Origin of the sequence: Pseudoalteromonas translucida KMM 520 (genome assembly GCF_001465295.1) — a bacterium.
Lineage (GTDB): Bacteria > Pseudomonadota > Gammaproteobacteria > Enterobacterales > Alteromonadaceae > Pseudoalteromonas > Pseudoalteromonas translucida.
Window position 1 is genome coordinate 545,306 of record NZ_CP011035.1, and the last position, 26,596, is coordinate 571,901.

At 40.2% G+C, this 26,596-nt stretch carries 30 protein-coding genes and 1 pseudogene; 25 read left to right on the top strand and 6 right to left on the bottom strand.

Annotated features, from left to right (window positions below):
• Nucleotides 1–118: 118 nt before the first annotated feature.
• The 6 genes from PTRA_RS17860 to PTRA_RS17885 all read left to right on the top strand — a co-directional run bounded on the left by PTRA_RS17860 (nt 119) and on the right by PTRA_RS17885 (nt 5,063).
• Nucleotides 119–1,075: a phosphotransferase gene (locus PTRA_RS17860; protein WP_058374992.1), complete on the top strand. Its 957-nt coding sequence runs from the start codon at nt 119–121 to the stop codon at nt 1,073–1,075.
• Nucleotides 1,076–1,208: 133 nt separating this feature from the next.
• Complete coding sequence (gene upp, locus PTRA_RS17865) at nt 1,209–1,838, top strand: uracil phosphoribosyltransferase (RefSeq protein ID WP_058374993.1); 630 nt, start codon at nt 1,209–1,211, stop codon at nt 1,836–1,838.
• 24 nt (nt 1,839–1,862) lie between these two features.
• Nucleotides 1,863–3,104, top strand: a complete 1,242-nt coding sequence (locus PTRA_RS17870; protein ID WP_058375164.1) for a uracil-xanthine permease family protein — start codon at nt 1,863–1,865, stop codon at nt 3,102–3,104.
• A gap of 82 nt (nt 3,105–3,186) precedes the next feature.
• Nucleotides 3,187–4,056: a hypothetical protein gene (locus PTRA_RS17875; protein ID WP_058374994.1), complete on the top strand. Its 870-nt coding sequence runs from the start codon at nt 3,187–3,189 to the stop codon at nt 4,054–4,056.
• Between the two features lie 220 nt (nt 4,057–4,276).
• A complete protein-coding gene (locus PTRA_RS17880) occupies nt 4,277–4,666 on the top strand; it encodes a cytochrome b562 (RefSeq protein ID WP_058374995.1) in 390 nt (129 codons plus the stop codon).
• A gap of 10 nt (nt 4,667–4,676) precedes the next feature.
• On the top strand, nt 4,677–5,063 hold the full coding sequence (locus tag PTRA_RS17885) for an OsmC family protein (RefSeq protein WP_011330009.1): 387 nt from the start codon (nt 4,677–4,679) through the stop codon (nt 5,061–5,063).
• Between the two features lie 83 nt (nt 5,064–5,146).
• Here PTRA_RS17885 and rpmJ read toward each other — a convergent pair.
• A pseudogene (rpmJ, locus tag PTRA_RS19000) lies at nt 5,147–5,273 on the bottom strand (50S ribosomal protein L36).
• A 259-nt stretch (nt 5,274–5,532) separates the two neighbouring features.
• Here rpmJ and PTRA_RS17890 point away from each other — a divergent pair.
• Entirely contained in the window at nt 5,533–5,802 is a 270-nt protein-coding gene (locus PTRA_RS17890; RefSeq protein WP_011330011.1) for a hypothetical protein, read from the top strand.
• A 321-nt stretch (nt 5,803–6,123) separates the two neighbouring features.
• Here the strand turns inward: PTRA_RS17890 and PTRA_RS17895 are convergent, their stop codons facing one another.
• The 5 genes from PTRA_RS17895 to PTRA_RS17915 all read right to left on the bottom strand — a co-directional run bounded on the left by PTRA_RS17895 (nt 6,124) and on the right by PTRA_RS17915 (nt 11,034).
• A complete protein-coding gene (locus tag PTRA_RS17895) occupies nt 6,124–6,333 on the bottom strand; it encodes a cold-shock protein (RefSeq protein WP_011330012.1) in 210 nt (69 codons plus the stop codon).
• 189 nt (nt 6,334–6,522) lie between these two features.
• Nucleotides 6,523–6,732, bottom strand: a complete 210-nt coding sequence (locus PTRA_RS17900) for a cold-shock protein (RefSeq protein ID WP_011329603.1) — start codon at nt 6,730–6,732, stop codon at nt 6,523–6,525.
• A gap of 190 nt (nt 6,733–6,922) precedes the next feature.
• On the bottom strand, nt 6,923–7,129 hold the full coding sequence (locus tag PTRA_RS17905) for a cold-shock protein (protein ID WP_011330013.1): 207 nt from the start codon (nt 7,127–7,129) through the stop codon (nt 6,923–6,925).
• A gap of 553 nt (nt 7,130–7,682) precedes the next feature.
• Complete coding sequence (gene uvrA / locus PTRA_RS17910; RefSeq protein ID WP_058374996.1) at nt 7,683–10,247, bottom strand: excinuclease ABC subunit UvrA; 2,565 nt, start codon at nt 10,245–10,247, stop codon at nt 7,683–7,685.
• A gap of 133 nt (nt 10,248–10,380) precedes the next feature.
• Entirely contained in the window at nt 10,381–11,034 is a 654-nt protein-coding gene (locus tag PTRA_RS17915) for a DUF6058 family natural product biosynthesis protein (RefSeq protein ID WP_058374997.1), read from the bottom strand.
• Between the two features lie 172 nt (nt 11,035–11,206).
• Between PTRA_RS17915 and dapA the strand changes: the two genes are divergently transcribed.
• The 18 genes from dapA (at nt 11,207) to PTRA_RS18005 (ending at nt 26,578) form a co-directional block, all read left to right on the top strand.
• A complete protein-coding gene (gene dapA, locus PTRA_RS17920; protein ID WP_011330016.1) occupies nt 11,207–12,124 on the top strand; it encodes a 4-hydroxy-tetrahydrodipicolinate synthase in 918 nt (305 codons plus the stop codon).
• A 117-nt stretch (nt 12,125–12,241) separates the two neighbouring features.
• The gene (locus PTRA_RS17925) at nt 12,242–12,955 is read left to right on the top strand and encodes a beta-ketoacyl synthase chain length factor (protein ID WP_083497564.1); all 714 of its coding nucleotides are present in this window, start codon (nt 12,242–12,244) and stop codon (nt 12,953–12,955) included.
• Entirely contained in the window at nt 12,948–13,733 is a 786-nt protein-coding gene (locus PTRA_RS17930; RefSeq protein ID WP_058374998.1) for a lysophospholipid acyltransferase family protein, read from the top strand. The genes PTRA_RS17925 and PTRA_RS17930 overlap by 8 nt, the downstream gene beginning before the upstream one ends.
• Nucleotides 13,730–13,987, top strand: a complete 258-nt coding sequence (locus PTRA_RS17935) for a phosphopantetheine-binding protein (protein WP_058374999.1) — start codon at nt 13,730–13,732, stop codon at nt 13,985–13,987. The genes PTRA_RS17930 and PTRA_RS17935 overlap by 4 nt, the downstream gene beginning before the upstream one ends.
• A 25-nt stretch (nt 13,988–14,012) precedes the next feature.
• A complete protein-coding gene (locus PTRA_RS17940; RefSeq protein WP_058375000.1) occupies nt 14,013–14,258 on the top strand; it encodes an acyl carrier protein in 246 nt (81 codons plus the stop codon).
• Nucleotides 14,259–14,262: 4 nt separating this feature from the next.
• A complete protein-coding gene (locus PTRA_RS17945; RefSeq protein WP_058375001.1) occupies nt 14,263–14,829 on the top strand; it encodes a COG4648 family protein in 567 nt (188 codons plus the stop codon).
• Nucleotides 14,822–16,201, top strand: a complete 1,380-nt coding sequence (locus PTRA_RS17950; protein WP_058375002.1) for an AMP-binding protein — start codon at nt 14,822–14,824, stop codon at nt 16,199–16,201. The genes PTRA_RS17945 and PTRA_RS17950 overlap by 8 nt, the downstream gene beginning before the upstream one ends.
• Complete coding sequence (locus PTRA_RS17955) at nt 16,185–16,544, top strand: ApeI family dehydratase (RefSeq protein WP_058375003.1); 360 nt, start codon at nt 16,185–16,187, stop codon at nt 16,542–16,544. Before PTRA_RS17950 ends, PTRA_RS17955 begins: the two co-directional genes overlap by 17 nt.
• A complete protein-coding gene (locus PTRA_RS17960) occupies nt 16,545–17,294 on the top strand; it encodes a glycosyltransferase family 2 protein (RefSeq protein ID WP_058375004.1) in 750 nt (249 codons plus the stop codon).
• Nucleotides 17,284–18,243: an LpxL/LpxP family acyltransferase gene (locus PTRA_RS17965; protein ID WP_058375005.1), complete on the top strand. Its 960-nt coding sequence runs from the start codon at nt 17,284–17,286 to the stop codon at nt 18,241–18,243. Before PTRA_RS17960 ends, PTRA_RS17965 begins: the two co-directional genes overlap by 11 nt.
• Nucleotides 18,244–18,245: 2 nt before the next feature.
• Nucleotides 18,246–19,790, top strand: coding sequence for an HAL/PAL/TAL family ammonia-lyase (locus PTRA_RS17970; protein WP_058375006.1), 1,545 nt, complete (start codon nt 18,246–18,248; stop codon nt 19,788–19,790).
• Nucleotides 19,783–20,211 carry an acyl-CoA thioesterase gene (locus PTRA_RS17975; protein WP_058375007.1) on the top strand — a complete coding sequence of 143 codons (429 nt, stop codon included), beginning with the start codon at nt 19,783–19,785 and terminating at the stop codon, nt 20,209–20,211. Before PTRA_RS17970 ends, PTRA_RS17975 begins: the two co-directional genes overlap by 8 nt.
• A gap of 21 nt (nt 20,212–20,232) precedes the next feature.
• Complete coding sequence (locus tag PTRA_RS17980) at nt 20,233–20,772, top strand: outer membrane lipoprotein carrier protein LolA (RefSeq protein WP_058375008.1); 540 nt, start codon at nt 20,233–20,235, stop codon at nt 20,770–20,772.
• A 40-nt stretch (nt 20,773–20,812) separates the two neighbouring features.
• Nucleotides 20,813–23,074 (top strand): MMPL family transporter, encoded by a 2,262-nt coding sequence (locus tag PTRA_RS17985; RefSeq protein WP_058375009.1) that lies wholly within the window; start codon nt 20,813–20,815, stop codon nt 23,072–23,074.
• A 1-nt stretch (nt 23,075) separates the two neighbouring features.
• The gene (locus PTRA_RS17990; protein WP_058375010.1) at nt 23,076–24,356 is read left to right on the top strand and encodes an NAD(P)/FAD-dependent oxidoreductase; all 1,281 of its coding nucleotides are present in this window, start codon (nt 23,076–23,078) and stop codon (nt 24,354–24,356) included.
• Between the two features lie 170 nt (nt 24,357–24,526).
• Entirely contained in the window at nt 24,527–24,946 is a 420-nt protein-coding gene (locus PTRA_RS17995; RefSeq protein WP_237113502.1) for a DUF3261 domain-containing protein, read from the top strand.
• A complete protein-coding gene (locus PTRA_RS18000) occupies nt 24,943–26,115 on the top strand; it encodes a beta-ketoacyl-ACP synthase (RefSeq protein ID WP_058375012.1) in 1,173 nt (390 codons plus the stop codon). The genes PTRA_RS17995 and PTRA_RS18000 overlap by 4 nt, the downstream gene beginning before the upstream one ends.
• A complete protein-coding gene (locus PTRA_RS18005) occupies nt 26,108–26,578 on the top strand; it encodes a hotdog family protein (RefSeq protein ID WP_058375013.1) in 471 nt (156 codons plus the stop codon). Before PTRA_RS18000 ends, PTRA_RS18005 begins: the two co-directional genes overlap by 8 nt.
• The last annotated feature ends 18 nt before the right edge of the window (nt 26,579–26,596 follow it).

A 26,596-nucleotide genomic window follows, 5' to 3' on the forward strand; every position in this document is an offset into this window, starting at 1 on the left:
GCGCTTTTTACGTTTTCATTAGCTCTACTTTTTATTATTAGTAGGGCTTTTTTATGATTTTTTAAATAACAACGCTTTGCGTTAAACTAACTAAAATTTATTAAAATTAAGTGCGGCTATGGCTTTTTACCTTTCTTTATTACAGCAACATTTTAAACAGATAAAAGTAGGGGCTACGCTAACCTCTTTGTGGAGTGGTTGTGGCAGCATTGTGGCTTGTGAGCTTGACGGGCAGGCGTGTGTTATAAAAGCGGTGAATATACCTGAGGTGATAAATCACCCTAAAATTAAACAAACGGCGTTTGCGCTTAACCGCAAGCGTAAATCTTATAATGTTGAATACTATTTTTATAATGATTGCAGCCAGCAGTTACCCAATAACGCTGCTGCTATTGGCTGTTTAACCGCGATACAAAATGATCAGCAATATGTGCTGGCGTTTAACGATTTTACCCAGCAGGGCTATGTACAAGCATTGCCTCAAGACTATCGCGAGGTTATTAAATGGTTAGCGCATTTTCATGCGTTTAATCTAACTACTGAAGCCGTTACTCACGCGGCTGAAAAGCTATGGCCACAGGGCAATTATTGGCATTTAAGTACGCGCCCCGATGAGCTTAAAAAACTCCAGCAATCGACTATTAAACAGCTTGCAGCTAAGCTAAATACGGCATTGTGCAATAGTGCATATAAAACAGTAATTCATGGTGATGCTAAGCTGACCAATTTTGCCATAAACAAACAGCAGCACGTGCTAGGGTACGACTTTCAATATGTAGGTGCTGGTGTTGGGGTTATAGATGTGATGTATTTTATGACTAGCTGCTTTAACGAAACACAATTACATCAGCATGCTGATAGCTGTTTAGAGTGGTATTTTAGCGAATTGAAATTAGCATTAGGCGTTTATCATCCCAAAGTAGAGGCAAGTAAAGTGATTAACGATTGGCGCAATTTATGGAGTGTTGCATGGGCCGATTTTTATCGTTTTTTAGCAGGGTGGAGTCCAGAACATAAAAAAATAAACAGTTATATGTTGCTTCAAGTGAAGAAAGAGTTAAAAAAACACATTTAATTAACGCTTGAATTAGGTATATTGCCTTAATATCAGGCAAAATAATGTTATTTGGCGGCAATTGCGAAAACTGCAGGCCAAATGCACTTTTTTACTATAAAATATCGCAAATTTTATCACTAGGTTTTTTAATATGGCTATTCACGTTATAACTCATCCCCTTGTTCAACATAAATTAGGCTTAATGCGCTCCCATGGAATTAGCACTAAAAGCTTTCGTGAATTGTGCTCAGAAGTAGGTACTTTATTAACCTACGAAGCAACTCAAAACCTACCGTTAGAAGATAACGAAATTACCAGCTGGGATGGCACAAAGTTAAATGTGCAGCATATTAAAGGCAAAAAAATTACTGTAGTGCCTATCTTGCGTGCAGGCTTAGGCATGATGGACGGTGTGATGCAGTTATTGCCGGCTGCCAAAGTAAGTGTAGTAGGCCTTGAGCGAAATGAAGAAACATTAGAGCCAATTCCATATTTTGAAAAGCTAGTAAGTAATATTGATGAGCGTTTAAGTTTAGTGATAGACCCTATGCTGGCAACGGGCGGCACTATGATTGCCACTATCGATATGCTTAAAAAAGCAGGCTGTAAAGAAATCAAGGTAATTGTGTTAGTTGCAGCCCCAGAAGGGGTTGAAAAAACATTAGCTGCTCATCCAGATGTAGAAATATATACCGCATCGGTAGACAGCCACTTAAACGATAAAGGCTACATTGTGCCTGGTTTAGGTGATGCAGGTGATAAAATTTTCGGTACGGTTTAAGTGAAAACAGTGCAAACCGATACGATGAAAAACAACGCCATGTTCTCAATAAAAACGATGCTTACTGGTGCGCAAATGTTGTTTGTAGCATTTGGCTCATTAGTATTAGTACCGCTGTTAACAGGGCTTGATCCAAGTGTTGCTCTTTTTACTGCGGGCTTAGGTACGCTGTTATTTCAGTTTGTTACTAAAGGCCAAGTACCTATATTCTTAGCGTCATCGTTTGCTTTTATTGCTCCGATTATTGCCTCGATACAAATGTGGGGCATACCTGCCACTATGGGTGGCTTAATGGCGGCTGGTTTTGCTTACATGCTATTGAGCTTTTTAGTGAAATTTAAAGGCACTGAAACGCTACATAAAATATTACCACCAATAGTAGTTGGGCCGGTTATCATGGTTATTGGCTTAGCTTTAGCACCGGTTGCAGTAAACATGGCCATGGGTAAAAGTGGTGACGGCAGCACGCAAATTATTGCCTATGATAGCGCTATTTACATCTCATTATTTTCTTTAGTGGTTACGCTTATATTAGCGGTATGGGGTAAGGGTGTATTTAAACTTATTCCAATATTAGCAGGGGTGATAGCAGGTTATAGTTTATCGCTTGCTATGGGCGTAGTGCAATTTGACGCCGTAACTAACGCACAGTGGTTAGCTGTGCCTAACTTTGTTTTACCTGAGTTTAAATGGCAAGCCATTTTGTTTATGGTGCCGGTGGCGATTGCTCCCGCTGTAGAGCATATTGGCGATATGATGGCGATTAGCCAAGTTACCAATAAAGACTTTTTGAAAAAGCCGGGGCTACATCGCACTCTATTTGGTGACGGATTAGCTACTTCAGCTGCATCATTGTTTGGTGGACCGCCTAACACAACTTACTCAGAAGTAACCGGTGCGGTAATGCTGACTAAAAACTTTAACCCTAAAGTGATGATATGGACTGCAATTATTGCCATTATTTTAGCCTTTATAGCTAAAATGGGCGCCAGTTTACAAACAATTCCAGTGCCGGTTATGGGCGGCATTATGATTTTATTGTTTGGCTCAATTGCAGTGATCGGATTAAACACTTTGGTTAAATCTGGGGATGATTTAAGCGAACCGCGTAATTTAAGCATAGTAGCGCTTATTTTGATTTGTGGTATTGGTGGAATGCATATTGGCAGTAGCCAGTTTAGCCTAGAAGGCGTAAGTTTATGTGCCATATTAGGCATAGTACTAAACTTAGTATTACCAAAAGCCGAGAAGAAAACCGCAGCTTAAATTTATAGATAAGTTAAACTATCCTAATAGCGCATATGTATATGCGCTATTTTTTTAACTAAAATAAAGGCTAAATAGAAATATGGATATCAGTGATTTTTTAGCAAAACATCAACTGCCAATGAGCTATCAACAGCAGTGCGAACAGTTTTTTATTCCGGTAGCAAAAAACATATTGCACGCTAAAAAAAACAATACCCCATTATTTGTTGCTATTAATGGCAGCCAAGGCTCGGGTAAAACCACGCTGGCTGATTTTTTAGTAACTTGGTTGGCAAAAAATAGTTCGTTTAATTGCATAGCGCTTTCTATCGATGACTTTTACCTTACTAAGCAGCGCCGACTGCAGCTTGCAAAAAATGTACACCCATTACTTGCCACTCGCGGCGTACCCGGCACGCACGATGTAGCTTTAATGAAAAGCACACTTGAGCAGTTACTCGCAGGGCACAGCGGTGTGCCTTTACCTTACTTTAATAAGCATTTAGATGACAGTGCACCACATAACGAGTGGACGCGTAATAATGCTGCTGTCGATATTATTATTTTAGAAGGGTGGTGCGTAGGAAGTAAGGCACAATCGGCATCAGCATTAACTACACCATTGAATGAGTTAGAGCAAAATGCAGATAGCCAAGGTGTTTGGCGTAACTATGTGAATAGTTGTTTAAAAACAGAATATTTAAACATTTTTGCTAAAGTTGATTATTTAGTGATGCTTAAAGCCCCTAGTTTTGCTGCCGTATTTGCATGGCGAAAAGAGCAAGAGCAAAAGCTTATAGCCTTAAAAGGGCAAGGTGCGGGTACAATGAACGACGCCCAGCTTAGATACTTTATCGCTCATTTCGAGCGTGTCACTCGTGAAAACTTAAACACGCTAGCATCAACGGCAAATGCCCTTATAACACTTAACGAGCAACGTGAAATTAGTGACTTAGAGTTTAAGAGCTAATTAATTAAAACATTATTTTTGCAGCAACTATGGCTTGTTACAGCAAGGGGGAGCTTACCAAGCTCCTCACAAAAGTACCTGTTTACTCTTTAATTTTGCATATAAAGTGTAAAGGGGCTTTACACAGCAAACAAGGTTAAACATTACACACTCTCATTTGCGGTTACTTAATAGCGTATTATTGGTATAATCGACGGAGTTTTTAATTGAAAGGTTTATCATGAAGTACTTTTATTTTGTTTTTATTTTACTCACGTCATCAGTCTCAATTGCCAGCGTGCCAGTTGACCTTGAAATTAATATGAAAAACACAGGGCTTGCATATAAACAAGCAGTGCAAGCGACTAATATTGAAGAGTTTAACCTTGCGATTAATGAATTCATCTCGTTAGTGGAAATAAGCAAAACAGCTAAGTTTTATAAAGAACCAGAGCAATCATTACAAGGGCTTGATAAAGTTATTGCTCAGGCTGAGCTTGCAAAACAAGCCGCTAACCAGCAAGGTTTGAGTGCGGCTAAACAGCCACTAAAAAATATAGATAATTTACGTAAAAAGTACCATGAGTTACATGAGCCTCCAGGCTTTTTTGAATTACTATTTGGAAAATAAGGGAACCTCGATGGAAATTTCAGTTGCAATGTTAGATGGCCAAAAGCTCAGTGCTAAATTTGGCGATCATGAAGTGATAAGCGATCAGAGTTTGGCTGCAGGTGGCAACGCAGAGCACCCAGAACCATTTGATTACTTTTTAGTGAGCATGGTGTTATGTGCAGGCTTTTATGCAAGAAAGTTTTGCCAACAACGCGATATTTCGACACAAGGCATGTCACTTAAGCAAAATAACGAAAATGTGGATGAAGATGGTAAAAAGTTATTCTCTATTGAGATAACACTCCCGGATGGATTTCCTGATAAGTATAAAAAAGCACTGGTTGCCGCGGTAAATACCTGCACCGTGAAAAAAGTAATTCAGGCAGTACCTGAATTTTCAGTGGTAGTTAAATAAATAGTTAAAGAAGTAGTTAATTAAAGTCACTGAGTGTTACACAACATCCAGTGACTGCTTTATAAAGTGATAGTGGTCAAATGCTATTTCTTTTTCATACTTGAACAGCTTTAAAGCGCGGCTTCTCCTTACAAATCACAAACACGCGTCCTTTACCTTTTACAACTTGGCACCCTACTTAGCACTTTTAAGTGAACTCAATACTTTCATTTTATACTTCATTAATAAATAAAATAGGGTAGTCCCCATAATGGCAATTACTATGTGATGTTATTTTATTTTGGGGGATTTATAGACACTCAATAATTTATTGAATTAGCGTTTAAAGGCCATAATTGCTGGCTATTTATGCAAATGAATCAAAAAATGAGTAGTTAAACCAAAAGTGCTGGCTATTGGCGTTTAGCCTGTTATAACTATAATTACATTCGTTAAAAACAGCACAAACAGTAGATCTCAGAGGTAACATATGAGCGACGCAATACAAAAACAACAACAAATAGATCAAGGGGTAATGGATACTCTAAAAGAGCGCGACCATAGTGTTTTAGCACAACAAGTAAACCCTTTAACTTGCACCCATAATGATATTATTGAGTTACTTGCCCAATATATGGCATTAAGTGAACAAGATAACGATGATCTATTTGATCACTGGTTTGATAATCTAACTAAAGAGCAGCATACAGTACTAAAAGTATTTGAAGTGTACCGTGGGCAGTATGAACATCAAAACTAGTTTAATAGTAATACCAAGCCAAAACATGATCATTTTAGTTGATTAAATAGTTTATTTGTTAGGTTGGTAATAACTTATACATGTATGGATACAGAAGTACATGTATGGATACAGAAGATAGTGCAATGCACGATGCGCAGCAATTTTTGATAATAATGATAATTCATTATTCGCATCTTGTGATTACAGCATTTCGTTGGCGCTATAATTACTCTTAATTTAATTGCTATATAAATATAGAAAAGTAAAACAAAAAACCCACTATAGCCAGGCTATGAGTGGGTTTTTAGTGCGCTTTAAAAACGCATCAGCTAAAACAGCTTAGATAGCTACGATGTTTTCAGCTTGTGGACCTTTTTGACCTTGTGTAACAGTAAACTGTACACGTTGGCCTTCAGCTAGAGTTTTGAAACCGTCGCCAGAAATTGCGCTAAAATGTGCGAAAACGTCTGCGCCAGATTCTTGCTCGATAAAACCAAAACCTTTTGCTTCGTTAAACCATTTTACTGAACCAGTAGTTGTATTAGACATAATTATATCCTAAAAAATTAATAAAAGTGTGCCTGAAAGTAGGCGATTGAGCTGGAAAAAACCTATATTTAACTTGAGGATAACGCGAAGGATTATTACTAATATCAACGTGGTACTTACAAATAAACAGTATTTCTTTCAAACTTATATAAATAGATGGGTTATAAATAACCCATCAACTTAAACATCTTAGATACAAACGATGTTTTCAGCTTGTGGACCTTTTTGACCTTGTGTAACAGTAAACTGTACACGTTGGCCTTCAGCTAAAGTTTTGAAACCGTCGCCAGAGATTGCACTGAAATGTGCGAAAACGTCTGCGCCAGATTCTTGCTCGATAAAACCAAAACCTTTAGCTTCGTTAAAAAACTTTACTGTACCAGTAGTTGTATTAGACATAATTGTATCCTAAGAAATTAATAAAAAATGTGCCTGAAAGTAGGCGATTAAGCTGGAAAAAATAAATATTTAACTTGAGGATAACACAAAGGATTATTACTAATATCAACGTGGTACGTACAAATAAACAGAACTTCTTTCAAACTAATATTCATTAACGGGTTATTACTAACCCATTAAATTAAAAAATTTAGATGCAAACAATATTTTCTGCTTGCGGGCCTTTTTGACCTTGTGTAACAGTAAACTGTACACGTTGGCCTTCAGCTAATGTTTTGAAGCCATCGCTAGTAATTGCGCTAAAATGAGCAAAAACATCAGGACCAGACTCTTGTTCAATAAAACCAAAACCTTTTGCTTCATTAAACCATTTAACTGAACCAGTTGTTGTAGACATAGTAGTATCCTAAAAAAATTAAAGTGCGCCCTATATAAGGCATATAAAGAGTAAGAAAACATATATTTAACTGAGGATAGCGCGAAGGATTATTACTAATAACAACGTGGTACTTACAAATAAACAGGGCTTTCTATCAACCCGATGTGACGTACTTTAACAGCAACCTCAGCCGGATATCAAGTTTTATTTAGATTTATTTTTTCCACTAGCGAAGCGTACTGGCTTTTGTGGATTATAATTTGTTTAATTATTTTTGATAAAGAACGTTATATTAAGTAGTAATTTAAAAGGTGAATTACTACTTAAACGCAGTTGTTATTATATAGAGCAGGGTAATGGACTGTACGAAGTTAAATTACCAACACTAGAGCGGTAAACAATAAAGGCATTAATTAACAATAAGTTACGTTGTCTGGCGTTTGATCTGGGTTACAGGCACTTTTTAAATATAAAACGTATAAATTGGCAAAACTAATTTTGACTTTATACCACTCACCCACTAAGTTATTTGCTTATATCAAGTGTTTAACAGTATTGTTATAGCTGTATTTTAGACTAATAAAAAGGGAGCCGTTTGGCTGGTTTTTGACTTTGCGACCTGTGCAGGGGAGCCTTGAGCGACTATTTGTCCGCCATGATCACCTGCGCTGGGGCCCATGTCGATAACCCAATCACTATTACTGGCAACCTGCATATCATGTTCGACCATAATAACGGTGTTACCTGCATCTACAAGCTTATTTAATTGCACCATCAGCATTGCTATATCAGCTGGATGCAGGCCAGTAGTAGGCTCATCAAGTACATAAAGAGTATCACCGCGTTGTGTGCGCTGTAATTCGGTTGCAAGTTTAATACGCTGGGCTTCGCCGCCAGATAACTCGGTTGCTGGCTGGCCGAGGCGTAAATATCCTAGGCCTACTTGTAACAAAGTGTCCAAAGCTCGTGATATCTGTGGTTCATCTATAAAAAATTGACGTGCAGATTCAACCGTTAAATCGAGTACTTGAGCAATGTTTTTTTCGCGATAACACACTTCAAGTGTTTGCTCGTTATAACGCTGGCCTTGGCATACTTGACACGGTGAATAAACACTTGGCAAAAATAACAGCTCAACACTAACAAACCCCACACCCTCACAATTAGCACAGCGGCCTTTTTTCACGTTGAACGAAAAGCGGCCCATATCGTAGCGTCGTGCTTTAGACTTGTTAGTGGATGCAAATAATTTGCGGACGTGATCAAATAAGCCAGTATAGGTGGCGAGGTTTGATCTGGGTGTACGCCCAATTGCCTTTTGATCTACATTTACTAGACGTTTTACGTGCTGCATGCCATCTGTAATTTGCCCGCCAGTGGGAATTTCTAGTTCTTGCTCGAGTAACTCGGCTTCGTCAGTTGGGCTCTCTAAAGTAGCTTTTTGTCCTAACGCATCATAAACCAGCTCCACTAGAGCTTGACTTATGAGGCTTGATTTACCCGATCCAGAAACTCCGGTAACGGTTGTCATCACGCCCAGTGGAAATTCAACATCTAATTTTTGTAAGTTATTACGCTCAATTGCTGCGAGCTTTAGCCAGGCTTGAGGTTGTCTGCAAGTGTGTTTGGTTATCGCGTCTGCAGTAAACAAAAATCGAGCGGTATGAGATTTAGCAACGCCTTGTAAACCACTAATAGGGCCGCTGTAAATCACTTCACCGCCATGCGTACCAGCATCTGGGCCAACATCAACAATCCAATCGGCATGTTTAATAACGCTAACATCGTGTTCTACAACAAATACAGAGTTACCAGCTGCAATGAGTTGATCAAGCGCCCCAAGCAATGCTTGGGTATCTGCTGGATGTAGTCCTGCTGAGGGTTCATCTAAAACATAAACCACACCAAATAGTTGTGAACGAATTTGGGTTGCTAGTCGTAAGCGTTGTAGTTCGCCTGCAGATAAAGTGGGTGTGGTACGTTGCAACGACAGATACCCTAAGCCAAGTGTTGTTAGTGCCTCTACCCGGGCCAAAATGTCGCTGGCAATTCGCTGAGCTACAATTGCTTTCTCTCTATTAGGCGAATTTTTGGCTGGCTTTATCTTAGCAATATCACGTAGTCGCAGTGCTAGCTCTGTTAGCGTTAATTGGGATAACTCACCAATATCAAGGCCTGTAAACTTGACCGACAAGGATTGCTGTTTTAATTTTTTACCTTTGCAATCAGGGCATTCAGAAATTTGCATAAACTGTGATACACGTTTTTTAGTTCGCGGGCTTTGCGTGGTAGCAAAAGAGTGCAAAATAAAACGTTTAGCACTTGAGTATGTACCCATGTAACTCGGCTTCTCATTTTTTTCAATGGCGTTGCGAGTTTGCTCTTTGCTGTATTGCGGGTAAACAGGTACAACGGGAGTTTCGTCGGTAAATAGAATCCAATCGCGGGTTTTTTTAGGGAGTAATTTCCATGGTGTATCAATGTCGTAACCAAGAGAGACAAGTATACGGCTGAGGTTTTGTCCTTGCCACGCAGGAGGCCATGCAGCTATGGCCCGTTCGCGAATTGTTTTTGTATCATCAGGTACAAGTAACTTTTCTGTTACTGCAAACACTCGGCCAATACCATGACATAAGGTGCAGGCACCTTGTGGAGTGTTAGGGGAAAATGCGTCGGCGTAGAGTATACTTTGACCGCTAGGGTAGTCGCCTGCACGAGAGTAGAGCATTCGCAGGGTATTAGAAATAGTAGTTACACTTCCCACAGATGAGCGAACCGATGGGGTGCCTCGTTGTTGTTGCAGTGCTACTGCAGGAGGTAGGCCGTTTATATCATCTACATCGGGCTCATCTACTTGGTCAATTAATCTTCGCGCGTAAGGCGATACAGAATCGAGATAGCGGCGTTGTGACTCGGCAAACAAGGTGCCAAAAGCGAGAGATGATTTTCCAGATCCCGATATACCAGTAAAAACGATGAGTGCGTTGCGGGGTAAGTCTACATCAACATTTTTTAAATTGTGAACCCGCGCACCCCGAACCTGAATACAGTGCTCAGGTGCACTGGAAATGCTGTGCGTTTGCTGTTGAAGTGTGTGGTTTACAGGTTTTGTTGCGTTTTTGCTGATACTGCTCATAAAATTGCTGCTCCGGATTATATCGTGCTTTTCAATTTTTGATCTAGTTTGGCGTGGTTAGTCGAGCTTGCTTACCATAACGTACTTACATTTATACTTCAAACCTGCATTTTGGTTTAGCTAGTTTGTATTATTACTTTATCGATAAGTCGTATTTTAAAATAAGGGTATCTATATAGCGGGTTCTAAGTGTGTGTTGTTTTTCGTGATCGGCACCATGGCTCAAAGCCCGGTTGAGTAACTTTATAGCGGGGTGCAGTTTTGCTCGCTCATCTTGATCTAACCCCGCTTTACTGCGTAATTCGGTTATGTCATCAACCACCAGTCGGCCTATATCAACAGCCACTATTTCGTCTATTAAGCCATTTTGAGTAAGCACACCATATTTGCTGCATAAAAATTGCTGCCACACTTGTTGTACATGTTCTTCTATTTCACAACTAAATAGTTCTTCGTTAAATTCAAACCCTTGCTGAGCAAGTTTGGTTAAGCTAGCGGTATATTGCTGGGCAAAGTAATTAAATGCCTGGCTGGATGAATCAATTTTTTGCTTTATCAGCCCTTGCCCCCAGTTTACACAACCTCGAGGGTAATAATCGTCGTACTCTTCGCATTCGTACAAACCCGAATATGAACTGCAACTTAGTTGGTTTTTAATACAATAACTAGGCTTAGGAAATACACTTTGCTGTTGCCAATGCTCAAGCTTATCTGCATCAATATTGAGTGCCTGGCATAGCTCGTCGGTATGATAAAAATGGGTTGTTAAGTACTGAGATAAACGCATAAAAGCTCGCCTAATATTAAAAATACAAACACTGTTTATATATACAGTTATTCATTTTGTATTATCAAACTTAATATTACAAGCCATTTTATTACAAAATATGCGTTTACAGCTGCAAAAGCACACATAAATATGGTACAAATAGCGCAAGTTTTATAAAGAATGATTTTTTATGCGCAGCCTAGAACAAATTAAACAAGCAAGTCTTATTACAGCAATTAAAACACCTTATTTATCGAGTGGCGAAATTGACCTTGCAACATACGATCGCCTTGTTGAGTTACAAATAGCAGCTGGGGTTGACGGTATCGTTGTAGGCGGCACTACCGGCGAAGGCCAGTTAATGAACTGGGAAGAGCACTTAATGCTCATAGCGCATAGCGTAAATAAGTTTAGCAGTAAGCTAGTAATTGTAGGTAATACGGGCAGTAATAATACCCGAGAAGCGATTAAAGCCACTAAATATGGTTTTGCCAGTGGTATGGATGCTGCTTTGCAAATTAACCCTTATTATGGGCGTACCTCTATTGCAGGTGTAAAAGAGCATTTAAAGCGTGTTCTTGATATTGGCCCCGCATTTATTTACAACGTAGCGGGGCGTACAGGACAAGACTTAACGCCTGATATTATTGAGCCATTAGCAAAGCACGAACATTTTATTGGTGTTAAAGAGTGCGGTGGTAACGAACGTATAGCTCATTATGAGAAGCAAGGCATAGCGTGTTGGTCGGGTAATGATGATGAAAGCCACGATGCTCGTCATACTCATGGCGCTCATGGGGTTATTTCGGTCAGCTCTAATCTTATGCCAGAATTATTTCGCCAGTTAATGGATGCGCCTAATGCTGCGCTAAATACGTCATTACAACCATTAATAAATTGGTTGTTTTGCGAGCCAAATCCAATTGCGATTAATACTGCACTCATGATGACTGAGGCAGTTAAACCGGTATTTAGATTACCTTATTTACCCCTTAACGACGCGCAGCAACAGCAAGGTGAAAAGTTGATTAATCAGCTAAGCGCAAGTGATGTTGTTGGTGGCCATGCTCGCTGCATAAATGAACAAGAATTCTTTTTAATATCATAGAATTATTAGCCAGCGCTGAATGAAAATTCAGCGCTGGCTTTTTTTATTGTTTATTTTACTTTTTTTGTTAAAAAATGTAAGATCCTTCGTCCTATCATTAACTAAATATGTATATTTGTGAAATTTGTTGTTGAACAACTCGCTACATGGATCCAGCCAGAACAGCGACAAATAGAAAGCGATCATTGGTATGATAACTCGCCTATAACGCTTGATTGGGTTGCACCTATGCAACGCCGGCGTATGACTCGTTTTAGCAAAATGGTATTACACAGTGCCCAGCAAGTAAGTAGCGCAGATCAGCATACTAATTTATCTGCGGTGTTTTCATCGCGCCACGGGGACTTGCATAAAACAGCCAATTTATTAGTTGATATAGTTAACCAGCAACCATTATCGCCCACAGGTTTTGGCCTGAGTGTACACAATGCCGCTGCCGGACTCTTTAGTATTATAAAAAGTAATACCTGTGCAATGAATGCTATTGCAGCAGGGGCTGAGAGTTTTATGTGTGCAATTGTAGAAGCCTACATTCGTCTTGTTGATAGCAATGAGCAGTACATGTTAGTAGTCCATAGCGATGAAACCCTCCCCGATATATATAACCAATTTGCTGACGAGCTACAAATTACTCATTCCATTGCTATGATAGTGCGCCTTGCTCAAGCAAATGAGCCGTGCTTTAGTTTAAATAAAGTACTTAACTCTGCTACAAAAAATAGTAACTTACCAATGAGCCTGCAAGGTGCTAAAGCCCTGCACGATAAAAAAAGTGCGATATTAACCCACACTACACTGGCTCATCATTGGCAACTTACCTACCATGATTAAACACATTATAAGAATAACAGGGCTTTGTTGGCGTGTGCTTGCAACCGGTGTTTGTTTTAGCGTGTTTGGCATAGGTGGTTTAGTACTAACATTAGTGGTTTTTCCGCTGCAAAACGTATTAGAAGCAGATATAAACACCCGTAAAAACAGAGCAAGAGCGACAGTACATTACTGTTTTAAATTTTTTGTTGGGTTAATGCATCACACAGGCGTTATTCGTTTTAATATTAAAGACAAAGCCCAGCTTGCCAATTTAAGCGGAAAATTAGTACTTGCTAATCACCCCTCTTTAATTGATGTGGTTGTGCTTATATCTGTGATTAAAAATGCAGATTGCGTAGTGAAAGCCCATTTATTTAAAAACCCATTTATGCGTGGTGTAATTAAAAGTACTGGCTATATAAGTAACGAAGATCCAGAGGGGTTATTACGTGAATGTGAGCGCAGTATTAGTAAAGGAAATAACTTAATCGTTTTTCCTGAAGGCACACGTTCACAGCCCCATACGGCACTTAAGTTTAAACGAGGAGCGGCCAATATAGCCCTTAGGTGCAATGCGCCAATCGCTACAGTATTAATAAAAATGCAGCCAAATACCTTAACCAAGGGTACACCTTGGTATAAAGTAGCGCCTTATCAAGCGCACTTTAGCTTGCAGCTGGCCAGCAAGCAGTTTAACAGTAACCTGGCTTATGTTAGTGACACACCCGCTATACAATCTCGGCATTTAACTAATAGCTTACAACATTATTTTACAGAAGAACTGAGCAATTTATGACTGAATTAAAAGTACAAATTAAACAATTAATTATATCTAGCCTTGATCTAGAAGATATGACAACTGCAGACATTGCTGATGATGAAGCATTATTTGTTGATGGTTTAGGGCTCGATAGCATAGATGCATTAGAACTTGGTTTGGCAATAAAAAAACAATTTGATGTGAAAATAGATGCCAATTCAGAGCAAACAAAAGCGCATTTTGCCTCGGTGAATTCTTTAGCAAACTTTATAGAACAAGCACGTTCTTAAATTATAAAAATATATAGGAATAACAATGAAAACCGCTGCTGAAATTTATGATGTATTACACGGCATTTTAGAAAACGATTTTGAGATAGACCCAGCCGATATAAACCTAGAGGCTAACTTATATCAAGACCTTGATTTAGACAGCATTGACGCTGTTGACTTGGTAGTAAAACTAAGAGAAATCACCGGTAAAAAAATTGATCCTGATGCATTTAAACAAGTACGTACTGTGCAAAATGTAGTTAGCGAAATAGAAAAACTCGTTAACTAAGTAAATGCTTAAAGCCTTGCTAACCACCCTTATTATGCTTTGTTTGGCCTGCTACCCAGTTATAGTGTATGTGGGCCTGACGCAGTTTAATAGCCAACTGGTGTCGATCGTATTATTATTTTTGCTTGCACTACGCTTGTGGTTAAGCAAAGCACTATTTGACAAAATGCCGTGGTTAAAGCCAGCGACATTTTTAGCTGTGATCGCAATCGTATTGTCAAAAGTGTTCGACAGTGATGTGGGTTTACGTTTATACCCGGTGATTATTAACACTGTGATGTTGCTCGTGTTTAGCTACTCACTTTATAAAGGGCCATCAATAATAGAAACCTTTGCCCGCATCACTGAGCCTGAGCTCGATGAGCAAGGTGTGCAATACACTAAAAAAGTAACTCAGGTGTGGTGCGTTTTTTTTATAGTTAATGGTGGTATTGCCTTATATACCAGCCTGTTTGCTAGTTTGGCAGTGTGGGCTTTTTATAATGGTGTGATTGCCTATGTAGCTATGGGCGTGTTGTTTGCCTTAGAGTGGCTAGTCAGGCTAAAAGTAAAAAGGAAAGCGCGTGTTTAGTACATTTCAAAGTAAAATATTTCAAAGTAATAATGTTAGTGTGTGCTTTAATCATGAAAATAAGGCAGTGACGCAACGCCAGTTTGTTAGCGATGTTAATCGGCTATTAGCTAAGTATTCACCGGCCACAGCACCCACATCTGTAGTGTTATATAGCACTAATACTTATAAGTTTGCGGTAAGCTTAATGGCACTCACCTTGCGCGGTTGCACGGTTATATTGCCACCCAATGGCCAACCCGAAACACTCAAAGCCTTACTACAGCAAACGCCTTGTTTTTTAGGTGACTCAGAACTTGTTGAGCCACTGGGTATTGACCTAATTAATATAGAAAACTTGCCCGATCAACCTGGCTTTTTTCCTTTAGCGCAACTTGTTTGGCCCAAAGAAGGGAACTTGGTGTTCTACACCTCGGGATCAACAGGTAAAGCTAAGCCAATTGTAAAGTCGTGGCAAACAATTAACAAAGAGCTGAGCATTTTATCAAGCAGTTATGCGTTAAAATGTATGCCAATGTTTATTGCTAGCGTATCGCATCAGCATATTTACGGGCTGTTATTTAGGTTGTTGTGGCCGCTTAGTACCGGACATGTCGTTGATACCGATTTACTGCACTACCCAGAACATATAGCCGCCAAGCTCAAGGGCGCTAAACAAGTGGTGTTAATTTCTAGCCCCGCACAGCTAAAACGATTATGCGCAGACAACGTATTAATTGAACAAAAATCTCATTTACAATGGATATTTTCATCAGGTGGGCCACTGGCAAACGAAGATGCAGTATCGCTATTCAGCCAGTTAAATAAACCAATAACACAAGTGTTTGGCAGTACCGAAACCGGTGGTATAGGGTATCGACAAGTTACCTCGCTTGAAAACGTGAGCTCGTGGCAGCCGTTTTCAGGTATAAAAATGAGTGTTGGCACAGACGATAGGCTCTTTTTAAATTCACCGCTAGTGAACCACAAAGATTACTCGCTTGACGATAGAGGTTTGGTGCTTAAAAACGGTCAATTTAAACTGCTTGGTCGATTAGACCGCATCATAAAGTTAGAAGAAAAGCGCCTCAGTTTAGACGAACTAGAACACCACTTAGCAAGCAGTGAGTGGGTAAACGACGTTAAAGTAATTGTATTACCTGGGGCAAGGCAAGTAATAGGTGCGGTAGTTGTGCTTAGCCAGCAAGGGGTAAAACATTTACAAAGTGAAAGTAAATTAGCCACTAATAAGCTTTTAAAAGAGCATGCACTAACGCGTTTTGAGCGCATTTGTACGCCTAAAAAGTGGCGTTTTATAGAGCAGTTACCTTATAACAGCCAAGCTAAATTAAACTTAAAAGCATTGGAGCACCTTTTTGACAAAGTTGATTAAAACGCAGCCGCAACTACTTAAATGTGAGCAAACCGAGCAAGGTTATCAATTAAGTTTATTTGTGCCCAAGGATTTAGATTACTTTAATGGCCATTTTAAAGACGGCCCTATTTTAGCAGGCGTAGTGCAGCTAGATTGGGCGATTGCTGCAATTTGTAAGCAGTATAATATTCAATTCGCAGTAAAAAATGTCGAAGTGCTAAAGTTTCAGGTGGTGATTACTCCGGGCCTTACTATGGTATTAGCCATAGAGCAAAAAGCGCTTAATAAGTATGTGTTTTCTTATCGCTCGGCTAAGGGACAACACGCGTCTGGGCGGATTGTTTTTGAAAGTGTTGCTTAAATGAATAAGTTTTGTATAGTGATTCCAAACTACAATCATACCTCAGTGATAGCGGCGGTATTAACCAGCCTAACTGAATATAACTTACCAATTATTATGGTTGATGATGCAAGTAATGATGCAGCTAAAACAGTGTTTTCTGCACTTGCACAGCAGCATCCGTTACTTACAATTGTTACCCATGCGCACAACCAAGGTAAAGGTGGGGCGGTTCAAAGCGGTTTGCATTATGCGTATCAGCAAGGGTATTCCCATGCTATTCAAGTTGATGCCGACGGCCAACATAATTTGGCCGATTTAGCGCAGCTTTTGCGCCTGTCAAACGCCAATCCACAGGCATTAGTAAGCTGTTGCCCAATATACGACGCTTCAGTGCCTAAGCATCGCTATTTAGCACGGTACTTAACCCATGTGTGGGTATGGATTGAAACTCTCAGCTTTGAAATTGTTGACTCTATGTGTGGTTTTAGAGTGTATCCGCTGGGTGCCTGCGAAAAACTGTTAAAAGAAGTTAAGCTGGGCAAGCGGATGGATTTTGATCCTGAAATATTAGTGCGTTTATATTGGCGTAATGTGCCGTTTATATTTTTACCTAGCCAAGTGATCTATCCAGAAAATGGGCTTTCTCACTTTCAGCCATTGCACGACAACGTGCGTATTTCTTGGCTGCATACGCGATTGTTTTTTGGTATGTTAGTGCGCTCGCCTTGGCTAATAGCACACAAAGTAAAGAGACGTTATGGCCGTTAAACATTGGTCTAAAATGCAAGAGCGCGGTAATTATTTAGGCATTCAAACCCTGCTATTTACACATAAAATACTGGGCCGCAAAGGGCTGTGGCTAATTTTGTTTCCTGTGGTGGTGTATCTTTTTATTACCGGTAGGGTTGCCCGTGCTGCTTCAAAACAGTTTTTACAGCAAGTTAATTTGTACACCGGCACTGGGCAAAGCGTGACACTTAAGCAGCAACTAAAGCACTTTTGCAGTTTTGCCGACAGCGCCTTTGATAAAATAGATGGTTGGCTTGGGCGTATTAGCTTAAGTGATATTGAATATACCAACGAGCATTTATTTAGCCAATTAAATGAGCAACGCCAAGGGGCTATTTTTATTGGCTCGCATTTGGGTAATTTAGAAGTCTGCCGAGCGCTTAGCCAACATCGCAGTGGCAAAGTTATTAACGTGCTGGTGTTTACTCACCATGCAGTAGAGTTTAATAAAATGCTGAAAAAAATTAACCCCAACGTAGTGGTTAATTTAATTCAAGTAACCGATTTAGGCCCAGGTTTAGCTATTTTATTGAAAGAAAAAATTGAGCAAGGCGAAATTATTGTTATTGTTGGCGATCGCACCAGTACCACCACTGCCGCGCGTTCTGTGCAAGTGCCTTTTTTAGACAAGCCAGCCCCGTTTTCGCAAGGGCCTTTTATTTTAGCTGCATTACTTGATTGCCCAGTTTATTTTTTATTTTGTTTAAAAGATAAGAAAATCAATAAGTACCACGTAATATTTGAGCAATACAGCAACAGCTTAAAAATGCCCCGCACCCAACGACAGGCAATTTTAAACCAAGTTATTACAGACTATGCGCAGCGTTTAGGTCACTATGCGGCGCAATATCCTTATCAATGGTTTAATTTTTACGATTTTTGGCAAAGTGATCAGCAAGTCGCCCGCGATCAAGCAAAGGAGAAATAGAAGTGCCAGTTCAAAACACACAGCTTTTTGGTCAGCAGCGATTATCAATCGAAAACATTGTTGATATTGCGCATAACTACACCCAAGTGCAAATTAGTGATTGCAGCAAATTTAGTAGCAAAATTAACAGCGCGCTGAGTTTTTTAGATACATTATTAAAAGAAGACGGCGTTATTTACGGCGTAACTACCGGCTATGGCGACTCTGTAACCGTAGCAGTACCATTAAACTTAGTAGATGAACTACCCCTGCATTTAACGCGATTTCATGGATGTGGATTAGGCGACGTATTTAATAAAGTACAAGGACGAGCAATTTTAGCCACGCGGCTTACGTCTTTATCGCAAGGCTACTCGGGTATTAGCTGGGAAATGCTGAATTTACTGCGCGACTACTTAAATCACGATATTGTACCGGTTATTCCTCAAGAGGGATCGGTAGGTGCCAGTGGCGACTTAACGCCATTATCTTATGTTGCCGGTGCTATGGTAGGCGAGCGCGACGTATATTATAAAGACACCGTACGTAATAGCTTAGCAGTAATGCAAGAAGTGGGTTTAACGCCGCTCGTGCTGCGCCCAAAAGAAGGCCTTGCAGTAATGAATGGCACTGCAGTAATGACCGCATTAGCCTGCTTAGCATTCGACAGAGCCAATTATTTAGCCAAATTAGCCAGTCGTATTACCGCCATTGCCAGCTTAGCGCTCAAAGGTAATAGTCATCATTTTGATGAAATTTTATTCTCGGTAAAACCCCACCCAGGGCAGCAGCAAATAGCACGTTGGATCAGAGATGATTTAAATCATCACGACCATCCACGTAATGCCGACCGACTGCAAGATCGCTACTCAATTCGCTGTGCGCCGCATGTTATTGGTGTACTGCAAGACAGCTTGCCGTTTTTTAGGCAAATGATCGAAAACGAATTAAACTCAGCCAACGACAACCCTATTATTGATGGCGAAGGGGAGCATGTACTGCACGGCGGGCATTTTTATGGCGGCCACATTGCCATGGCAATGGACAGCATGAAAACCGCAGTAGCTAATTTAGCCGATTTAGCCGACCGACAAATAGCCTCGTTGGTTGATACTAAATATAACAATGGCTTGGCGTCTAATTTATCCGACAGTGCCCCTGAGCGCCGTTATATAAATCATGGTTTTAAAGCGGTACAAATTGGTGCCAGTGCTTATACGGCTGAGGCATTAAAATTAACTATGCCTGCCAGTGTGTTTTCGCGCTCTACCGAGTGTCACAACCAAGACAAAGTGAGTATGGGAACCATAGCCTCGCGCGATTGTTTACGTATTTTACAGCTTACCGAGCAAGTGATGGCCAGTACCTTATTAGCCGCTATTCAAGGGTTAAGGCTGCGAATTAAACAAGGCGAATTAGAATTTACGAGTTTAACTGACGATATGCAGCATATGTATAGCGATATAACCGGTTACTTTGAAAACCTGACCGAAGACAGACCCATGGAAGCGGTGCTAAGACAAACTATTAGTTATATTCAAAGCAAACGCTGGACGCTTTATGAATAATAAAGGCGCGTTACTTTCGCACAGTGTAGAAATAGAAATTCCTTTTCATGATTGCGATCCAATGAACGTAGTATGGCATGGTAATTACCCACGCTATTTAGAAGTTGCTCGTTGTGAGTTACTCAGAATATTTGACTACGACTACCTGCAAATGAAAGACTCTGGTTTTGCGTGGCCCATTGTTGATATGCAAATTAAATACGTAGCATCGGCTGTATTTACACAAAAAATTAAAGTAGCAGCGTATTTAAAAGAGTATGAAAACCGCTTACGTATTGATTATGTTATTACCGATGCAATCAGTAATAAGCGCATTACCAAGGCGTCTACTACACAAGTGGCGGTAGAAATTAGCTCCAAAGAAATGCAATTTGTTTCACCCCCTATACTTTATGAAAAACTAGCCCCTTTTTTAAAGTAGCTGGCAATTAAAGGAGAAGGAATGACAATGTTTAAATTATTTATAACCAGCGTATTGCTGCTATTTTGTAGTGTATTGCAAGCAAACACGGCATCGCAGGTACATACCGCATTAAAGGCAGATACAGTAACGGGTGAGTTTAAACAATATAAACAACTTGCTGGTTTTGCATCGCCATTTGTCTCCTCTGGGGTATTTTCTCTAAATACCCAAAAGCTAGTATGGCAGGTCGAACAACCGGTAAAAAACACATTGATTGTAGAAAATGGCCAGGTACTGATTGAAAATGCTAAAGGGGAGTTTGTACCACAGCCAGGTAGTGAGCAGTTTGTAGGGCTTTTAACTGACTTACTCAGTGTAGATATGAGCGCCCTTGCAACACGTTTTAGTATAAAAACGCAAAACAATTGCCTGCAACTAACCCCAAAAGAAGCGCTGTTACGGCAATTATTTAGCCATTTCACTTTGTGTGAAAGTAACAAAACGGTACACAGCATCATCCTTTATGAGCATTCAGGCAGTAAAACAACTATAGAGTTTAGTTATCCTGAGCAGCCTTAACGGCTCAATCGTTTAAATAGTTAATTAATGGAATAGTGGATTGAAAAAACGAATTGGCATTGTTTTTATCTGGTTTAGTGGTTTGGTTTTGCTTTTAACCAGCATATTTTGGCTGACTAAACCTACATTTAGTGCTGATATGTTTAGTTTGCTGCCAAAGTCGCATTCTCAATTAGCTTATGGCGAACAGCTGTTTTTTGAAAACAATGCCGACCGTGTGGTGTTTTCATTTGCTGGTGAGCAAAAAAATAACGCCCACGATGAATTTAACAATTGGCTTGAGCAGCAAGGTATAACAAGCACGTTTAATTTTCCCTCTATAAACGCCTTAACAACCACATTTGCACCCTATAAATATGCATTATTAAGTGAGCCTTACAAACAACAAATAGCAGATAAAGCCAGTTTTGAGCAGTTTTACCTGCAGCAGTTAAATCAGTTAGGCTCGCCATTTGTCAGTGCTACATTAAGTACTGATATTAGTTTAAGTTTAGCCGGTTTTATTAGCGAAAACTTAAGCCAAAGCCAAATTTTTACTATTAAGCAAAACCGCCTCACTCGCCAGTATGAGGGCGTTGAATATGCAATGCTTTTTGCCACACTGCCAGAGCCAAACTTAGGCATTAATAGTGCAATTAGTTTAGCTGCTAAAATTAAAACGCAAATAAACACCCTAAGTAAAGCGTACCCAAATACCACTATTTCTTATTCAGGGGTGCTGTTTCATACGGCTGAAAATGCCCGACAAGCAAAATACGAAATGAGTTTGTTTGGTGGCATAAGTCTAATGGCACTAATGGTTATGGTGTTTTGGGTATTTAGGGCGCTTAGCAGTATTTTATTAGCGAGCTTTACAGTGCTTAGCGCATTAATGGGCGGCACTATTGCTATGTTATTGGTGTTTAACAGCATTCATTTATTAACCTTGGTATTTGCCGTAACCTTAATAGGTATTGCTATTGATTACGCCTTTCATGGCATGACCGACTTAGCTAAAGTAGCAAATGAAACTGCACAGCAAGCCTCTTCTAACGGCTATAGCAAAGGGGTGAAGTCTGCTTTATTACTCTCCTTTATTACTACCGCATTAGGCTACAGCTGCTTATTAGGTGCGCCGTTAACCTTATTAGCGCAAGTGGCAGTGTTTGTTATAGCGGGCTTATTTAGTGCATGGTTGTTTACTGTGCTAATTTTACCATTTTGGCAGCAAACACTGCGCGTATCGGCGTCAAGTTTATTACTTAGTAAAAAAATAACGCGGGTGTTTTTGTACTGTAATAAAATAAAAAAACCACTGTTTATTGTGCTAAGTGTAGTACTTGCAAGCTTATTGCTATTAAAACCGATTGAGTTTAATGATGACATTAGATTGCTTAATGGCAGCTCTGAGCAGCTAATGGCAAATGAAAAAAAACATTTAACTTTACTGGATCAATGGCGCAGCCACATAGTATTTATTATTGGTGACAATGCACAGCAGGTGTTACAAAAACAACAGCGGCTAGTCAGCAATTTAACCGCGAATAACCCGCATATTAAACACAATGCCATTAACCGATGGCTGCCTAGTATTGAGCAGCAAAAAAATAATTTAGCGGTGTTTAATCAAGCTAAAAAAAGTGGTGTGTTTGCACTAAGCGAGCAATTAACTGGGCAGCAGTTAAGTAGCGCCCCCACGCAATTTATTACCTATAACGCATTATTAAATAGCGAATTTAAACCCTTATTGTTAGCGCAAATACATGTTGAACCGCAGCAAGCCATAACCTGGATGACAATAACTAATATTAATACACAGAGCTTAAGCGCCGCGCTTTTAAAAGATGATGGCTTATTGCTATATAATAAACCGCAGCAAATTAGTGCGTTATTAAGTGATTACCGAGCATACTTATTGTTAAGTTTAGTGTTTGCAGGGGCCATTAGTTGGTTACTTTTCAGTTGGCGTTTTGGCGTTAAAATTGCCACTTTACAACTGTTAAGTTTGTTATTAGTGGTTGTTAGCATGCTGTGGGTGTGTAACGCAATTCAAGGCAGCCTGTCGTTATTTAATATGTTGGGCGCGTTGCTAGTGGTAGCCTTAGCTATTGACTACCTTGTTTTTTATCAAATTAATAAGTTACAGCCAAAAAATATATTGGCAATTAGTTTATCAGCAGCGTCTTCTATGTGGGTGTTTGGTATGTTAAGTGCCTCAAGCACCCCTGCTATTTTTAGTTTTGGACTTACCGTCATGGTAGGGATTTTAGCGGTATATATTTTATCGCCGCTGAGTGTATTACCCTCGCAAAAGGAAGGATAAAGTGAATAACCCTGAGCTGTTTGATGTTGTTGTAATTGGTGCGGGCCCCTCTGGCGCACTAGCAAGTAGCCTTTTAGTGCAAAAAGGCTGGCGAGTATTAGTACTTGAGCAGCAGGTTTTTCCGCGTTTTACTATAGGTGAGAGCTTGTTACCGCAATGTATGGAGTATTTGGCCGACGCTAATTTAGTCGCTCCATTGCATGAACACGCTGCAAGTTTAGGGTTTCAGTTTAAAAACGGCGCTGCGTTTCATCGAGCGGGGGAAAATACCGCGATTAATTTTACCGAAAAGTCATCTCCTGGCCCGGGTACCACTTATCAAGTGAAAAGAGGGCTGTTTGATAAATTACTCGCCGATAATGCACAGCTGCAAGGGGCTGTTATTCGTTATCAGCACAGTGTTAAAGACTACAAGGTTACTGATTCTTTAGAAAATAATACCAATAAAGATAGTGGCGATAAAAACGGTGGCGCAACCTTATTAGTACACGACGCGCAGCAACAGCCTTACCAAGTTCAAGCACGCTTTGTGTTAGATGCCAGCGGCTTTGGCCGAGTATTACCTAAACTACTAAACTTAGAGCTACCCTCTAACTTTCCGGTACGCAGTGCTTACTTTAGCCACTTTGTAGATAATATTAGCGATGAAAATTTTGATCGTAATAAAATACTCATTACCGTACACCCAGAGCACCGAGATATATGGTATTGGCTAATTCCCTTTAGTGATGGTACCGCAAGTATTGGTGTTGTAGCAGAGTCTGAGCGTTTTAATGACGATGAAGCAGAGGTAATGTTAAATCGCTTTTTAGAGCAAGATCCACATTTAAAAGCACTGCTAGCTAAACGCGAATTAATTGGGCCAGCTCGCAGCATAACAGGCTACTCCTCTAATGTGAGTAAGTTGTATGGGCAGCATTTTGCGTTATTAGGCAATGCGGGAGAGTTTTTAGATCCGGTGTTTTCATCAGGAGTAACCATTGCGCTTAAGTCAGCAAGTTTAATTGCACCTTTGGTCGATCAGTATTTAAAAGGTGAGACGATTGACTTTGAGCAGCATTATGCAAAACCGCTACAAGCGGGAGTTAACTGTTTTAGAACTTTTGTTACAGGCTGGTACGATACGCGCTTTCAAGACGTCATATTTCATACAGAGCAAAACAAGCAAGTGCGAGAAATGATCAGTGCAATTTTAGCCGGATACGCATGGGACACAAGTAACCCATTTGTTGCAGAAAGTGAGCGCCGCTTAAATGTGCTAGCTCAGCTGTGCAGAACCTAATATGCCGAAATTAATATGTTGAAACTAATATGCTTAAACTAATACTCCAGCGTGCTTTGATATTGCTAACCTGCATAGTGCTGTCAGCCTGTGCAAGTCAGTTTAGCTCCAGTGCAGCTATTAGCATAGCGCCTGCGGCTAGCTTAAATTTAAATAGTATGGCGCCATCAATGTTTGGCCGCTCTTGGCAGCAAGTGTTATTTATTACCACTGGGCAAGAGCAGCATACCTTGTTATCGCAATTGGCGGTTAATGAGGCGGGCGGGGTTAAGCTGCTGATGATGACTAGCCAAGGCTTTCCGATTGTTGAGCTTGAAAAGCTACCAAAAGAGCCAATTAAAGCTAAAAAAATGCTTGTAGGCGTCGATATAAACCCAGCTTATGTACTGGCCGATATTGCCTTAGTCCATTGGCCTGTCGCGTTTATAAATGAGCAGCTGAGCGGCGCATTGGTGGAACAAGTAGGCACACACAGGCAGGTGCTGCAAAATCATAAAACCCTGATCACCATTGACTATAACCACGATGCAATTACGCTGCATAATATTGTTCGTGATTATAAAATAATATTTAAAAAGGTAACTCAGTGACATATTGGCTAAATAACTTAGGTATTGTTAGTGCGATGGGAGTAGGCCAGCAGGCAACGCTCGATAGCTTAAACAGTTATAACTCTGCAACGCCTATATTAACTATAAATTCTACACTTAGCGCGCAACAACAGCCGTTATATGTTGGCCAAGTAACCTCGGTTGCGTTGGCGCAAAAAAAACGTATAAATACCTTTATTGATATGTGCTTAGCGCAAGTACAAACTACTATTGAGCAGTTTTCGCATATCGATAAATCGCGTATTGCGGTGGTGTTAGGCACGAGTACTTCGGGTATTGCAGATGGTGAACGGGCTCGTGCTCATTTTGAACACACAGCGCAATGGCCCAATGACTTTCATTATTATGAGCAAGAACTTGCTACCCCAGCACACTATATTGCGCAAAAACTTGATGCGCAGGGACCCTGTTATAGTATTTCTACGGCTTGTACATCAAGCGCAAAAGCATTACTAAGTGCCCGCGCACTGCTAAAAGCCGATATGGCGGATGTTGTTATATGCGGTGGCGTCGACACCCTATGCCAACTTACTCTCAATGGTTTTGATTCGTTAGCGTCGTTAAGTACTGGAGTTTGCCAGCCGTTTTCAAGTAACCGAGATGGCATTAATATTGGTGAAGGCGCAGCATTATTTGTAATGAGTAAAGGCGTAAGCGCAATTACAGATACAGCAATTGCGCTGTACGGTGGCGGCGAAAGCTCTGATGCACATCATATTTCAGCACCCGATCCTAATGGTATGGGCGCGCAATCTGCAATGCAAAAAGCACTAAAACAAGCGCAATTAGCTGCCCATGAAATTGACTACATCAATGCACACGGTACCGCAACGCTAAAAAATGATGAAATGGAGGCACTTGCAATTAATCGTGTGTTTGGCAACAATACGCCACTGAGCTCAAGCAAACACTTAACTGGGCATACCCTAGGAGCTGCAGGCGCAATTGAAGCCGCGCTATGCTGGCTACTTTTAAAAGGGCAAGGCCAGTATGCATTGCCCTATAACGTATTATCAACAGGCGGTAACTTGGCCGATGTAAAAGTAATAAAACAAGCATTTAAGCCCAAATTGCGTTACTGCTTGTCAAACTCATTTGCCTTTGGTGGCAATAACGCTAGTTTAGTTTTAGGTATTGCCAATGAATGAGCTGAGCAGTAATCATTACGCAATTGAGCAGTTGCTTGCCCACGACGCACCAATGATTTTAATTGACACTTTAACGCATTATAGCGCCGAGAGTGCGCGTTGCCAGGTAACAATTACACCACAAAGTGCATTTTATAACGCCGATATTGCCGGTGTACCCAGTTACATTGGGGTTGAGTACATGGCGCAGTCAATAGCCGCTTACGCAGGCGCATTAGCAAACGATGCAAATGAGTCACCTAAAATAGGTTTTTTAATTGGTACGCGTAAATATCAAACCCATCAAGCGTGTTTTAAAGTTAATAGTAACTTAACCATTAAAGTGCATAAACTGTATCAAGAAGAGTCTGGGTTGAGTGTGTTTGAATGCCAAATAAACCACGGCGATACATTAGTATGTGAAGCAAAAATTAATGTTTTTCAGCCCGAAAATCCGCTGGAATTTATAAGAGAAAATCAATGACAAAACGAATTTTAGTCA

Bases quoted from the DNA above. Each gene is read 5' to 3' on its own strand.
- upp (WP_058374993.1), top strand. From the start codon at position 1,209: ATGGCTATTCACGTTATAACTCATCCCCTTGTTCAACATAAATTAGGC.
- PTRA_RS17930 (WP_058374998.1), top strand. From the start codon at position 12,948: ATGATTAAACACATTATAAGAATAACAGGGCTTTGTTGGCGTGTGCTT.
- PTRA_RS17905 (WP_011330013.1), bottom strand. From the start codon at position 7,129: ATGTCTACAACAACTGGTTCAGTTAAATGGTTTAATGAAGCAAAAGGT.
- PTRA_RS17965 (WP_058375005.1), top strand. From the start codon at position 17,284: ATGGCCGTTAAACATTGGTCTAAAATGCAAGAGCGCGGTAATTATTTA.
- PTRA_RS17915 (WP_058374997.1), bottom strand. From the start codon at position 11,034: ATGCGTTTATCTCAGTACTTAACAACCCATTTTTATCATACCGACGAG.
- PTRA_RS17860 (WP_058374992.1), top strand. From the start codon at position 119: ATGGCTTTTTACCTTTCTTTATTACAGCAACATTTTAAACAGATAAAA.
- PTRA_RS17935 (WP_058374999.1), top strand. From the start codon at position 13,730: ATGACTGAATTAAAAGTACAAATTAAACAATTAATTATATCTAGCCTT.
- dapA (WP_011330016.1), top strand. From the start codon at position 11,207: ATGCGCAGCCTAGAACAAATTAAACAAGCAAGTCTTATTACAGCAATT.
- PTRA_RS17975 (WP_058375007.1), top strand. From the start codon at position 19,783: ATGAATAATAAAGGCGCGTTACTTTCGCACAGTGTAGAAATAGAAATT.
- PTRA_RS17880 (WP_058374995.1), top strand. From the start codon at position 4,277: ATGAAGTACTTTTATTTTGTTTTTATTTTACTCACGTCATCAGTCTCA.
- uvrA (WP_058374996.1), bottom strand. From the start codon at position 10,247: ATGAGCAGTATCAGCAAAAACGCAACAAAACCTGTAAACCACACACTT.
- PTRA_RS17940 (WP_058375000.1), top strand. From the start codon at position 14,013: ATGAAAACCGCTGCTGAAATTTATGATGTATTACACGGCATTTTAGAA.
- PTRA_RS17875 (WP_058374994.1), top strand. From the start codon at position 3,187: ATGGATATCAGTGATTTTTTAGCAAAACATCAACTGCCAATGAGCTAT.
- PTRA_RS17995 (WP_237113502.1), top strand. From the start codon at position 24,527: ATGTTTGGCCGCTCTTGGCAGCAAGTGTTATTTATTACCACTGGGCAA.
- PTRA_RS17870 (WP_058375164.1), top strand. From the start codon at position 1,863: ATGAAAAACAACGCCATGTTCTCAATAAAAACGATGCTTACTGGTGCG.
- PTRA_RS17980 (WP_058375008.1), top strand. From the start codon at position 20,233: ATGACAATGTTTAAATTATTTATAACCAGCGTATTGCTGCTATTTTGT.
- PTRA_RS18005 (WP_058375013.1), top strand. From the start codon at position 26,108: ATGAATGAGCTGAGCAGTAATCATTACGCAATTGAGCAGTTGCTTGCC.
- PTRA_RS17885 (WP_011330009.1), top strand. From the start codon at position 4,677: ATGGAAATTTCAGTTGCAATGTTAGATGGCCAAAAGCTCAGTGCTAAA.
- PTRA_RS17890 (WP_011330011.1), top strand. From the start codon at position 5,533: ATGAGCGACGCAATACAAAAACAACAACAAATAGATCAAGGGGTAATG.
- PTRA_RS17895 (WP_011330012.1), bottom strand. From the start codon at position 6,333: ATGTCTAATACAACTACTGGTTCAGTAAAATGGTTTAACGAAGCAAAA.
- PTRA_RS17945 (WP_058375001.1), top strand. From the start codon at position 14,263: ATGCTTAAAGCCTTGCTAACCACCCTTATTATGCTTTGTTTGGCCTGC.
- PTRA_RS17960 (WP_058375004.1), top strand. From the start codon at position 16,545: ATGAATAAGTTTTGTATAGTGATTCCAAACTACAATCATACCTCAGTG.
- PTRA_RS17900 (WP_011329603.1), bottom strand. From the start codon at position 6,732: ATGTCTAATACAACTACTGGTACAGTAAAGTTTTTTAACGAAGCTAAA.